Consider the following 13,293-nt stretch of genomic DNA (forward strand, 5'->3'; position numbering starts at 1 on the left):
ATGCGCACCGCCGGTGGAGGGGTTAGGTGAACAACATTGCCGACAGCACGAAGTTGAACATCAGCACCAGCAGCGAGGCGTTGACCACCGCACGGGTAGTGGCGACAGAGGTGCCTTCGATGGTCGGTTCGGCATGGAAGCCGACGTAGGACGCGACCAGTGCCGCGGTGCCGCCGAAGATCGCCGACTTCAGCATCGCCACGCCGAAGTCGTCCCAGAAGTCCACGCTGTTGCGCAGCGCCGACCAGAACACGCCATTGTCCAGGCCCAGCACGTGTACTGCTTCAAAGTAGCTGGCGCTGATCGCCAGCGAACAGAACACGCCGGTCAGCAGCGGCACGGTCAGCACCGCCGCCCAGAAGCGCGGCGCCACGGCCTTGGCCACTGGATCGATGGCCATCAGCTCCAGTGCCTTGATCTGGTCGGTGGCACGCATCAGGCCCAGTTCGGCGGCGATCGAGCTGCCGGCGCGGCCGATGAACAGCAACGCGGTCAGCACCGGTGCCAGTTCGCGGTACAGCGACAGGCCGAGCAGGGTCGATAGTGCGTCGGCCGCACCGAAGGTGGTCAGCGTGCGGTAGCCCTGCAGGGTCAGCACCAGGCCGACGAAGGCACCACCGACAGCGATGATCGGCAGCGAGCGCGCACCGATCTTGTAGATCTCGCGGGTCAGCTCGCCCAGGAAATCACGGGTCGGCAGCGAACCACGCAGCACGGTCAGCGAGAACAGGCCGGCACGGCCCAGCGAGCGGGTGGCTTGGACGAACGGCATCAGGCGACCCTCGCGCGCGGCGCGGCATCGAACGGAATGGGGCCATCGGGCTGGCCATGCAGGAACTGCCGCAGCAGCGGGTCCTGGCTGGACTGCAGCGCTTCGGGAGACCCCTGGAACACGACGCCGCCATTGGCGATCGCGATCACCTGGTCGCAGATCGGCAGCGTCTCGTGCACGTGGTGGCTGACGATGATGCTGGTCAGGCCCAGGCTGTGGTTGAGGCGCTGGATCAGGCTCATGATCACCCCCGAGGCGATCGGGTCCAGCCCGGTCAGCGGCTCGTCGTAGATCATCAGTGGTGGGTCCAGTGCCAGCGCGCGGGCCAGCGCTACGCGCCGGGCCATGCCGCCGGACAGCTCACGCGGCCAGGCATCGGCAGCGGCCAGCAGGCCCACCGCATGCAGCTTCATCTGCACCAGCCGGCGCAGTACCGCAGCGGGCAGGCGGGTGTGGGTGCGCAGCGGCAGCGCCACGTTCTCGGCCACGGTGAGGTCGGTCAGCAGGCCATTGCCCTGCAGCAGCACGCCCACGCTCTTGCGCATTTCCAGCAGCGCGCCGCTGTTGTGCGGAATCGGCTTGCCGAACAGGGTGACCTCGCCGGCGACCGGGCGCAGTTCGCCGGTCAGCGCCGCCAGCAGGGTCGACTTGCCACTGCCGGACGGACCGAGCACCGCAGTGATGCTGCCCTTGGGCACCTGCAGCGACACGTCGCGCAGGATCGTGCGCCCGCTCCGGTCGATGCGGACGTTGGATAACTGCACCAGACTGGAGGCGGAAGCCGACATGGGCACCATTAACGTTTTTTAGACATCGAAGGATCGGGCCCGTCTGCTGAACATAAGCAGACTGGACGGTCCAGTATTGTTGCACGGCAAGCCCTCGCGCAGGCCGGGACAATCGACAGGGGTCCCGGAACAATCCGTACCGGCGATGGCCCGGATCATTGAATACTGCGTGCCGTGCTGCACACTGTGCACGATGAGTGACCCGGGCAGCGATTTCCGCCTCTACCATTCCAATTCCCTGGACGTGCTGGCCGCGCTGCTGGCGCGCAACGTGCGTGCGCCGGTATCTGGCCAGCCGTTGCTGGCACCGGAAGTGGTGCTGATCCCGCAGGTGGCGATGCGGCGTTGGCTGCAAGCGACACTGGCGGCTGAGTTTGGCGTTGCCGCCAATCTTGAATTCCTGACCCCGGGCGAGTTCGTGGCCCGTGCGCTGAAGGCCAATGTCAGCGGCGAGCAGGACGACCTGGACGCGGCCGGCCTGCACTGGAAGCTGTACCAGGCACTGCGTGACCCGGTACTGCTGGCGCAGCCCCCGATGCGCGCGCTGCAGTCCTATCTTGCCGGTGGCGACGCGTTGAAACCGTGGGCGCTGGCCGGCGAGCTGGCCTCGGTGTTCGAGAAGTACCAGGCCTGGCGTCGTGACTGGCTGCTGCGCTGGGCCGCCGGTGCCGATCCGGCCGACCCGCAGGCGATCCTGTGGCGCACCATCACCCATGGCCACGACTATCGCGCGCGCCGCATCCAGGAATACCTGGACCGCTTCGAGGGTGCCGGTAAGCCGCTGCCGCAGGGCTTGCCGCTGCGCATGTCCGCGTTTGCGACGCTCAACATCTCGCCCGACGTGCTGCGGGTGATGGCCACCCAGGCGCGTGTCGGCGAGCTGCACTTCTATATGCCCACCCCGGTGCAGTCGTACTGGGGCGATCTGCAGACCCTGGCCGAGCGCCTGCGCAGCGGCGCGCCGGACCCGTTCGGCGAGGCCGCAGGCGAGAACCGCCTGCTGGAAGCCTGGGGCGCGGCGGGCCGCGACTTCATGGCGGTGCTGGGCAGCTACGAGGTGGTGCACCCGGCCGGTGAGATTGCGGCCTATTCCGATCCGGAGGAGGACACACGCCCGAGCCTGGACCAGGGCGGCCTGTCCGACAGCCTGCTGCATCGCCTGCAGCGCGATCTGTTCCACCGCCGCGCGCTGCCCTCGGGCGAGCTGCGCGACGGGCTGCGCAGCGACGACCCCAGCCTGCAGGTGCACGCCTGCCACACCCGCCTGCGTGAGCTGCAGGTGCTGCACGACCAGCTGCGCAGCCTGCTGCAGGACCCGCGCTTCGACCCGCCGCTGCAGGCGCGCGAGATCGCGGTGCTGGCGCCGGACATCGATCCCTACGTGCCGTACCTGGAAGCGGTGTTCGGCGGCCGTGGTGGCGAGGAGGAGCACATCCCCTATGCGCTGGCCGACAGCAGCCCGCTTGCAGGTGAACCACTTGCCGATGTGTTCGTGCACCTGCTGGGGCTGCCGGTATCGCGATTCGGGCTCAATGAAGTGCTGGACCTGCTGGCCAGTGCACCGCTGGCCGAAGCGGCTGGGCTGGAAGCGGTGGACTTCGACCGCCTGCATGGCTGGCTGCAGCAGGCCGGTGCACGCTGGGGCCTGGATGCGAAGCACCGCCACCAGCACCAGGCGCCGGCCGACGACGCCTACACCTGGCAGTTCGCGCTGGACCGCCTGGTACTCGGTCACGCCACCGGCAGCGAGACCGACCTGGCCGGCGTGGCGCCGTGGATCGAGCTGGAAGGGGGTGCGCTGGAAGCGCTGGACCGGCTGCTGCGCCTGCTGCGCGTGCTGGCGATCTACCAGCGTCGCCTCGGCGAGCTGCTGACCCCGGCGCAGTGGCGGCAGCGGCTGCTGTCGCTGCTCGATGCACTGTTGCCCACCGCGCCCAGCTCGCCCAACAGCCAGCGCGCGCTGGAGCGCCTGCGCAAGCTGCTCAACCAGTTTGCCGACGATGCCGCCAAGGCCGGTTTCGAAGACGGCGTGCCGCCGGAGGTAGTGCGTTCGCATTTCGCCGGTGCGCTGGGCGAGGCCGATACGCGCGCACCGCTGCTGACCGGTGGCATCAGTTTCGGCCGCATGGTGCCGATGCGCCTGCTGCCATTCCGGGTGATCTGCGTGCTGGGCCTCAATGACGGTGATTTCCCGCGCCGTGACCCGGCTGCCGGTCTCAACCAGCTCACCGCCGAGCTGGATACGCCGCGCCGCCGTCCGGGCGACCGCTCCACGCGCGAGGACGACCGCTTCCTGTTCCTGCAGCTGTTCGCCGCCGCGCAGGAGGTGTTCTATCTCAGCTATCTCGGCGCCGATCCGCGCGATGGAAGCGTGCGCGAGCCGTCGGTGCTGGTCAGCGAACTGATCGATGCCGCCGCTGCGTATCACCTCGATCCGCCTCTGGCGGTCCGCGACTTCACCGTGCGCCACGCACTGCAGCCGTTCTCGCCAGCCGCGTTTGGTGATGGCGATCCACGCCGCTTCAGCTATCGCCGCCAGTGGCATCCGGCGGCCGGTCGCCTCACCGGCCAGCGTGGTGGACTGCAGCCGTGGTTCGATGCACCGTTGCCACCGCCGCTCGACGATGCGGTGGAAGACGAGGTCGCGCTCGATACCCTGCGCCGTTTCCTGTGCGATCCGGCCGGGCAGTTCCTGGCGCAGTCGCTGGGCCTGCGCCTGGCTGACGAGGTCGAGGAGGTCGATGACCTGGAACCGCTGGTGCTGTCTTCGCGTGGCCCGGAAAAGCGCAGTGTGCAGGCGGCGGTGGTGCGCGCTACGCTCAGTGGCGATATCGAGCCGTTGTACCCGCGCTTGCGCGCACGCGGCCTGCTGCCCTCGGGTCCATTGGGCGAGCGTCAGTTCGAGGTGGAGCAGTTGAAGACGCGCCCGTATGCCAGTGCATTGCTGGGCTGGATGCAGGGCGAACCACTGGAAAGCCGTCGCTATGAGGTGGAGATCGATGGCGTGCGCCTGCATGGCCGCGTGGCCGATCGACATCCCGAAGGGCTGGTACGCCTGCGCGCCGGCACGCTCAATGGCAACGCAGTGATCCGTCAGGGCCTGGACTGGCTGCTGGCCAACGCCGCCGGCGACGCATTGCCCCTCGTGCAGTTCCACGATGGCGGCGATGCCGGTCCGGGCCCGCATGTGCTGCCGGCACTGAGCGTTCCCGCTGCACGGGCGGCGCTGCGTGCACTGCTGCAGCTGCGCCAGCGTGGCCTGCGTGAACCGCTGCGCTTTGCCCCGTATACCGGCTGGGTGCTGTACAACGCGCCGGCAGAAAAACAGCGCAGCGAAGGCTGGAAGCAGTGGCACGGCAGCGACCGCAGCTGGGGCGAAGCCAGCAGCGACGCCTGGCAGCTGCTGCTGCGTGGCGCCGACCCGTTCGCCACCGATGCCAGCTATGCCGACCTGCTGCGCAACAGCCAAGTGGTCTTCAGCGCGGTGCGCGAAGGCCGCACCCTCGGCGCCGAAGCACGCCAGGAGGGCGGCGCATGAACACCGCCATCGCCGAAGACGGCATCGAATCCCTCAACCGCGATCCCTATCTGGCCCTGCCGCTGGACGGCATCCGCCTCATCGAAGCCAGCGCCGGCACCGGCAAGACCTTCACCCTGGCCACGCTGTTCACCCGGCTGGTGGTGGAGCAGGGCCTGCGTATCGGCCAGATCCTGGCAGTGACCTTCACCGATGCCGCCACCCAGGAACTGCGCAAGCGCATCCGCGAGCGCCTGGCGCTGGCCGCGCGCCTGGTCGATCTGGAAGCGGCCGAGGGTGAAGCACCGGACGTGCGATTGACCCGCGAGGTACTGCAGCGCCATCTACAGGTCGGAACCGAGAGCGCGGCCGCATTGAAGCGACGCCTGCAGGTGGCCGCCGATGAGATCGACCTGGCTTCGATCTTCACCATCCACGGCTTCTGCACCCGCGTGCTGCGTGAGCATGCGCTGGAAAGCGGCCATACCTTTGATCCGCCGGAACTGCTGGCCAGCGATCGTGAACTGCTGGAGGAGCTGGCCGCTGACCTGTGGCGCGTGCATGCCAACGACCCGGCCACGCTGGAGCCGCTAACCTGGCTGTGGTCCAACCCGGATGCGCTGGCCGCCGATCTGCGCGCGCTGCTGGCTGCGCCGCCACTGCACCCGTTGCCACAGACGGTGGCGCTGGCCGATCCACATCCGGCATTGCAGTGCGCGGCGGAAGCACTGTCGGCAAGCGTGCGCGAGCATGGCGAGCAGTTCTTCATCGACCTCTGCGATGCCGTCGACAACAAGTGGATCAACGGGGTGTCCTACAAGCTGGGCTGGCTGCACCCGCTGGGCCGGCAGCTGCTGGCCTGGGCCGAGCGTGCCGACCCGCGCGAACTTCTGGCCAGCGAACGCCTGCCAGCACTGCTGCCGGATGTACTGGCCGAAAAGACCAACAAGAAATTCCCCGATCGCACGCCGTCGTCGCCATTGCAGGCGCCGTTGGCGCGCTATGTCGCGCTGCTGGCCGAACGCGATGCCTGGTTGCGTGCCACTGCATTGAATTTCCTGCACGTGCTTCGCGCCGAAGCCACGCAGCGGCTGCAGGCGCTGAAGCGCACGCGCCGGGTGCAGACCTACGACGATCTGATCGATGGCGTGGCGGTGGCGCTGGAAGGCCCGCAACGGCTGCCACTGGTGAAACAACTGCGCGCGCAGTACCGCATCGCGCTGGTCGATGAGTTCCAGGACACCGACGACCGCCAGTGGGGCATCTTCCACACCGTGTTCGGCGATTCGCCGGAGGTACGCGAGCTCGGCCTGGCACCGGCGCTGTTCCTGATCGGCGACCCCAAGCAGGCGATCTATGGTTTCCGCGGCGGCGATATCCATACTTACCTGAAGGCAAGGCAGGTGGCGCAGCAGGCGCCTGTGCTGGACCAGAACTTCCGCTCGCGCCCGGCTGTACTGCGTGCGCTGCAGGCGCTGTACGACAACGGTGGTGAGGACGCCTTCCTCGAACGCGACATCCAGTTCGAGCCGGTGCGGCCCGGTGGCGTGCGTATCGATACGGACTATCTGCGCAACGGTGATGCCGCCGTGGCGCTGACCCTGCGCGTGCTGCGCAGTGGCGGTGACAAGGCAATGAGTGCCGATGCCTCGCGCGATGCGGCCACCCAGGCCTGCGTGGCCGCGATCCATCAGACCCTGGTCGCTGCGCGGGCCGGCAATGCCGTGTTGCGTGGGCGCCCGGTGCAGCCTGGTGACATCGCGGTGCTGGTGCGCTCGCATCGCGAGGCCACCCTGGTACAGCGCGCGCTGGCCGCGGTCGGCATTCCCGCGGTGGCAGCCGGCAAGCAGAGCCTGTTCGCCACCGCTGAAGCGCGCGATCTTCGTGCGCTGCTGCTGGCACTGCTGCAACCCGCCGACGAAGGCCGCCTGCGTGCGGTGCTGGCCACCGTGCTGCTTGGCCAGCGGGCAAGTGCGATCGCCGCGATGGAACGCGAGGGCGACCTGCAACGCGAGTTCCAGGCGCGGCTGCTGCATTGGCGCGAGCGCTGGCAACGCGGCGGGCCGTTCGCGGTGATTGCCGATGTCTGCGCCGCACAGGGCGAACGCCTGCTGGCGCTGATCGACGGCGAGCGCCGTCTGACCAATTACCTGCAACTGGGTGAACTGCTGCAGGAAGCCTCGGCGCAGGCGCTGGGCATGCACGGCCTGCTGGACTGGCTGCAGGGGCAGATGGCCAGCGCCGACCAGGATAACGAGCAACAGCTGCTGCGCTTGGAATCGGACGCGCGCCGCGTGCAGATCATAACCCTGCACAAGAGCAAGGGCTTGGAGTATCCGCTGGTGTTCCTGCCGTTTGTCGGCATCGACGGTGGCGCACCGAACACTGCCTCGCACTGCACGGTGCATGTGGGCGGCCAGCGCCAGCTGCACTGGAAGCTGGACAGGGACGAGGCCTGGGAAGCGGCGAGTGCCCAGCGCGAGCGTGAGCAGCGTGCCGAGGATGCGCGCCTGCTGTATGTGGGACTGACCCGTGCCGAGCATGCGCTGTGGATCGCAGTGGGCGATCTGGCGAGGCTCGGCAAGACGCGTCTGGCGCCGCTGCTGGGTGACCTGCAGGCGCTGCGCTCGCACGCCGATGTGTACATCGATGACAGTGAGGCACCGTCCTCGCTGCCACCGCTGGCGGCCGAAGTGGAAGGTGACCTTCCGGCGGTGCGTGCCCTGACCCGGCGCGTACCGCACGATTGGTGGGTGTACAGCTTCACCCAGCTCGCCCATGCCGATGCCGGCGCGGGCAGTGATATCGAAGCCGCCGCGACCGAGCTGCCGGCGCCCGCTGCTGACGAACCCGCTGGCCCGGAACTGCCACTGGAACCGGCGTTGCCGGAAGCCGCGGCGGCGGCCGAGGACAGCACACCGATCGACCCGCGCTTCATGGGCAGTCGTTTCGGCAACGTGCTGCACGAAGCCATGGAGAACGTCGATTTCGCTGCCTGGGGCGATTGGCAGCCCGGCCAACAAGCGCCAGAAGGCCAGGCCGAGGTGCTGCGCAAGGCGCTGCACGATGAGGGCTATGCCGATGCCGATCTGGACGATGGCGTGGCGGTGCTGGTGCCGCTGGTCGGCCACACGCTGACCGTACCGCTGCCCGAAGGCGGCGCGCTGCACAGTCTGGGCGAAGGCGAGCGCCGCGCGGAAATCGACTTCCATTTCGCCATCGAACCGACCACGGTGCCGGCGCTGCTGCAGGTGCTGCATGCGCACGGTGTTTCCAGCACGCGACGCGGCTTCGGCCAGCGCCGCCGGTTGGAAGGGCTGATGACCGGCATGATCGACCTGACCTATGTGCGCGACGGGCGCTGGTACGTGCTCGACTACAAGTCCAACCGCCTGCCTGGTTACAGCCCGGACCTGCTGGCCATTGCCATGCGCCACAGCGAGTACGACCTGCAGGCGCTGATCTACACCGTGGCCCTGCATCGCTGGTTGCGTTTCCGCCTGGGTGCGGCCTACGACTACGAGCGCGACATGGGCGGCATCCGCTATCTGTTCTGCCGCGGCCTGGATGCCGCCGGCAACGGTGTGCATGTGGACCGCTTCCCGTTGGCGCTGGTGGATGCCCTGGATGCGTTGTTCGCCGGTGGCGAACAGGCCCAAGCCGAACTGGCCGCGCGTGCCCGTGGAGCCGGCGCATGAGCCTGTTGAAGGAGCTGCACAAGAAAGGCTTGCTACGCACCCTGGACCATGCATTGGCGACCAGCCTGCAGCGGCTGCGCGACGACACGCCCGAGAGTGTGGCACTGGCGGCCGCCCTGGCTTCTTTGGCGGTATCGCAGGGACACGCAGCGTTCGATCCGGCACATCCGCAGCGGTTGCTGGAAGGCGGTCCCGAGTGGCCTGCCGCGCAGGACTGGCTGGCACAGTTGCGCGCATCGCCCTGGATCGCGACGCCGGAGCAGGCCGACGCCATCGCCGAGGATGCACCGCTGGTGCTGGAAAACGGGTTGCTCTACCTGCGCCGCTACCGTGAGTACGAGCGTCAGCTGGCGGCTGGGCTGCAGCGCATCGGCCGGCATCCGCTGCCGGCGCCGGACATGGCAGCGTTGGCGCCGTTGTTCGCGCAGCTGTTCCCACAGGCACTGGGCGGCGAGGATCACCAGGCACGCGCCGCCGGCGTGACCCTGCGCCATCCGCTGGCGCTGGTCACCGGCGGCCCCGGCACCGGCAAAACCACCACCATCGCGCGCCTGTTGCTGCTGCTGGCCGCGCAGGCCCGGCAGGCCGGCCAGCCGCTTCCCGAGGTGGCGCTGGCTGCGCCTACCGGGCGCGCCGCCGAGCGCATGGCCGAGAGCCTGCGCGTGGCCGTGCAAAGGCTGCAGGAACAAGGACTGGACCCGGCGTTGTGCGCGGCGCTGCCCAGTACCGGCACCACCCTGCATCGCCTGCTCGGCGTGATTCCCGATTCACCGCGCTTCCGCCATCACGCCGATAACCCGCTGCCGGTGGACGTGGTCGTGGTCGACGAAGCCTCGATGATCGATCTGCCGATGATGGCCAAGCTGGTCGATGCGATCGACAGCGGCACCCGGCTGATCCTGCTCGGCGATCCCGACCAGCTGCCGTCGGTCGAAGCCGGCGACGTGCTCAGCGCGATCCTGCGTGCCAGCGGCGACGGCATCGGCACCCGTGCCGACGACGCGCAGGCGTTGCACGGCCTGCTGGCGCAGGCCACCTTGCAGCCGCAGGCCTCGCCACGCGCCTTCGCCGGCCGCCGCGTGCAGCTGCAGCGCGGTTACCGGCAGAGCGATGCGCTGGACCTGGCACCGCTGGCACATGCCGTGCGCGAGGGCGACAGCAGCACCGCGCTGCAGCTGCTGCGCAGTGGTGAACTGGCCGGCGTGCATTTCCACGGAGGCGAAGCCGATCCGCTGCGTGGCCAGCGTGAGCACTTGCTGGGCCATTGGCGCGCGCTGGCCGACGCCGCCGATCCGGCACGGGCCCTGCAGCAGGCGGGTCGCCTGCGCGTGCTGACCGCCTTGCGCGAAGGCCCGCAGGGCGCGCGCGGGCTCAACAGCCGTATCGAACAGCTGCTTGCCGGCAACACCCCCGGCTACTTCCAGGGCCGCCTGCTGCTGGTCACCGAGAACAGCTACCGGCATCGCCTGTTCAACGGCGATATCGGCATCTGCCTGCGTGATGGCAGCGGCGCGATGGTGGCCTGGTTCCCCGGCGACAGCGTCGATCAGCCGCGCGCCTTCCACCCGGCCGCACTGCCCGCGCACGAAAGCGCCTTCGCGATGACCGTGCACAAGGCGCAGGGCTCGGAGTTCGACGAAGTGTGGTTGCAGCTGCCGCGCCAGGACAGCCGCGTGCTGTCGCGCGAACTGGTCTACACCGGCCTGACCCGCGCCCGTCAGGTCCTGCATGTGGCCGGCAGCGCAGAGGTGCTGCAGGCCGCGCTGAAGCGCCACGCCAGCCGGTTGGGTGGCCTGGCCTGGCGACTGGGTGCGGAAGCGGTGGTCGAAAAATCGGCGCGTACTGAACAGCCTACGGTGCAGGGCACATTGTTCTGAATCGGGGTCGGATCCCGTTCCAAATGGGAACGGGCTCTGACCCTCGTCGCCGAGGCACGCGTGCTCCGGGTCAGAGCCCTCCCTCCGGGAGGGGTCCGACCCTGCGTCATTCCGCGATCAGTACCAGCCCATCGGGGAACACGATCGCCGCTTCGTCCGCACTGATATCGAAGAACCCAACGCCGTGCTTCTCGGCCAGGTCCTGCACGCGGCCATGCGCGCGCTCGGCCACCGAATAGGCGAATGCACCGTAGATCACCTGACTACCGATGCTGTACTCGGTCACCTCGGCACGATCATCGTCGTCATTGCTCAACGGCCCGTTCATTGGCGGGAACTCCTGTGCCATCTCCGCGAACCACGCCTGCAACGCGGGGCTGCTGACCACTGGGTCGTCGTACTCGTGGCGCTCGTTCCACTGCGTCTGCTTCTCGAACCAAGCGATGAAGGCCGCGGCCTCGCGTGGGGCGGCACTGGCCTCGAACACCATCATGTCGTAACTCATTGAACCGTCCTGTTGCAGCGGCAGGGTCGGATCCCTCTCTGCAGGAGAGGGCTCTGACCCCTGCGCGGAGTCTGTGGTCGCACAGGGTATCGCGCTACGGCTGTGCGTCCGCACTCATCGCCAGCCCCGGCGCCAATGCCTTGGCCTCCGGGAACAGCGCGAAGCGCAGGCCGATCAGGCCCATCAGGGCTTCATCGCGGGCCTTGCAGGCAGCCACGCTGCCGACCCGGCCCAGCGAGGTATCCAGCCGCTCGCGCAGCGCTTCGGCCGCCACAATCGGCTTGCGCGCGGCAATCTGTCGCCGGTAGTGCACGGCCACTTCTTCCAGGATGTGCTCGACCGCTTCGCGGCTGCGCTCGGGCAGTTCCAGTCGCGCGCGGCGCAGCTGCAGGATGTTCAGGCCGATGCGCGCTTCGTTGAGCATATCCACCGAGGCGATGTCGCTGCCCTCCGGCGTCGCCGCCAGTCGTGGGGCGAGCAGGCCCAGCAGGTCGAGCATGCGTGCGGCGAAGCGCTGCCGATCCTGCTGGCCCCGCCCCTCGGCGGCTTCGGCCAGCGTGGTCCAGCCCTGCCGCACCAGTCGGCGTGCGGTCCACTCGGCACCCACCGAACGGAACAGGCGGGTCATCACCACCGCAAAACCAATGCCGATGAACATCGCGATCGACGAGTTGAGGAAGGTCTGGATGTTGGCGCTGTAGGTGTTCTGCAGGCTCAGCAGCGCGGCCAGGTTCACCGTCAGCGGCAGTGCGAACAGCGCGCTCTTCGGATGGTGCAGCATCAGCCCCAGCGGCAGGAACGCAACCGCCAGCACCAGTGCCAGCAGGCCGAAGTCGTGCACCGCCGGGAACACGCCGAACAGGTACACACCGGCCACCACCGAGGCAACCATCGCCCACACAAGGAACGACACCATGCTCGGTGCCGGGTCGTCCTGTGCGGCGAAGAACGCGGCGGTCACCGCGGCCATCATCGCGCCGTTGCCGCCGCCTTCCCAACCCAGGCCGATCCACAGCACGCAGTAGCTCATCAGCGCCACGCCGGCGCTGAGCGCGGAGAACAGCGCCATGCCGTAGTCGACGTGCTTGTCGGCGGGCACGCGTTCGGTGCGGATGCGGTAGTGCGCGCGGTCCAGCGGCGCAGTGCCGTGGTCGATCGCATGCTGCAGGGTACGGCAGTCCTGCCACAGGTCCACCAGCTCCTCCAGGCGCAGCAGCAGGCTGGCCAGCTGCAGATGCTGCAGGTCGCGGTCCACCTGCGGCTTCAGTGCGCTGATGCGCGCGCGCAGGCGGGCGTACTCGCTGGCGTTGGTCGGCCCGTCCAGCCAGTCGTGGATGTCATCGACCAGCGCCGGCAGGCCTTCGGGCAGGGCGTGGCCATCGCTGCGCAGCGCGCTCAGGCGGTCGGCAATCGAGGACAGCACCGGCAACAGCAGCAGCATGCGCTCGCGCAGGCGCTCCATCGACACCGCCGAACCGGCATGGCGCGGATCATCACGGCGCAGGAATTCGATCAGCGCCTCGAACTGCACCAGGTCGGCGGCCAGCCGGTTGCGTGGCGCATGCGCGCGGCCACGTTCAAGGATCTGCCGGCACCACTGCGCGGCGTCCTCCATCCAGTTGCCGATGCGCGCGCGCAGCATCGGGCGTACCGAGGCCGGGAACAGCAGCGAAGCAAACAGCACTGCCACCACCGTGCCGAGGATGATCTCCTCGCTGCGTGCCACCACCGTGTCGAAGATGGTTTCCGGCGAGGTCACTGCCGGGAAGCCGATGAAGGCGGTGGTGTAGCCGGCCAGCAGGAATGCGTAACCGCGCGGGCCACGGTTGAGCAGGGCCATGAACAGGCAGCCGGCCAGCCAGATCGACATCGCCGCGCTCAGCACCAGCGGCGTTTCCACCAGCGCCGGCAGCACTAGCAGGGTGGCCAGGCCCGCCACCAGCGTGCCGACGATGCGGTACACGCCCTTGGCCCGGGTGGGGCCGAGCAGCGGTTGGCTGACGATGTACACCGTGCCCATCGCCCAGTACGGGCGCGACAGGTTGCCGGCCATGGCGATGTACAGCGCGGCTACCGCGGCCAGGTAGGTCTTGATCGAGAACAGCCAGGCCTGGCGGTCGGTCAGCGCGTTCATGG

General features: G+C 68.6%; 7 protein-coding genes. 3 read left to right on the forward strand and 4 right to left on the reverse strand.

Going from position 1 to position 13,293, the window contains the following annotated elements:
* Positions 1-22 precede the first annotated feature (22 nt).
* Entirely contained in the window at positions 23-772 is a 750-nt protein-coding gene (locus tag AC07M7_RS11650; RefSeq protein ID WP_046983822.1) for an MlaE family lipid ABC transporter permease subunit, read from the reverse strand.
* Positions 772-1,560, reverse strand: coding sequence for an ABC transporter ATP-binding protein (locus AC07M7_RS11655; RefSeq protein WP_046983848.1), 789 nt, complete (start codon positions 1,558-1,560; stop codon positions 772-774). The genes AC07M7_RS11650 and AC07M7_RS11655 overlap by 1 nt, the downstream gene beginning before the upstream one ends.
* A gap of 193 nt (positions 1,561-1,753) precedes the next feature.
* Between AC07M7_RS11655 and recC the strand changes: the two genes are divergently transcribed.
* Genes recC through recD form a run of 3 tightly spaced genes read left to right on the forward strand, consistent with a single transcriptional unit; the run spans position 1,754 to position 10,652 of the window.
* Positions 1,754-5,098 carry an exodeoxyribonuclease V subunit gamma gene (gene recC, locus AC07M7_RS11660; protein WP_495207448.1) on the forward strand — a complete coding sequence of 1,115 codons (3,345 nt, stop codon included), beginning with the start codon at positions 1,754-1,756 and terminating at the stop codon, positions 5,096-5,098.
* Positions 5,095-8,775: an exodeoxyribonuclease V subunit beta gene (recB, locus tag AC07M7_RS11665; protein WP_495207437.1), complete on the forward strand. Its 3,681-nt coding sequence runs from the start codon at positions 5,095-5,097 to the stop codon at positions 8,773-8,775. The genes recC and recB overlap by 4 nt, the downstream gene beginning before the upstream one ends.
* Positions 8,772-10,652: an exodeoxyribonuclease V subunit alpha gene (recD, locus tag AC07M7_RS11670; RefSeq protein ID WP_495207438.1), complete on the forward strand. Its 1,881-nt coding sequence runs from the start codon at positions 8,772-8,774 to the stop codon at positions 10,650-10,652. Before recB ends, recD begins: the two co-directional genes overlap by 4 nt.
* 106 nt (positions 10,653-10,758) lie before the next feature.
* Here recD and AC07M7_RS11675 read toward each other — a convergent pair whose 3' ends face one another.
* The gene (locus tag AC07M7_RS11675) at positions 10,759-11,157 is read right to left on the reverse strand and encodes a hypothetical protein (protein WP_495207439.1); all 399 of its coding nucleotides are present in this window, start codon (positions 11,155-11,157) and stop codon (positions 10,759-10,761) included.
* Positions 11,158-11,251: 94 nt separating this feature from the next.
* The gene (locus AC07M7_RS11680) at positions 11,252-13,291 is read right to left on the reverse strand and encodes an FUSC family protein (protein WP_046988843.1); all 2,040 of its coding nucleotides are present in this window, start codon (positions 13,289-13,291) and stop codon (positions 11,252-11,254) included.
* Positions 13,292-13,293: the final 2 nt, after the last annotated feature.

The sequence above is a fragment of the Stenotrophomonas sp. GW821-FHT09E08 genome, assembly GCF_059416125.1.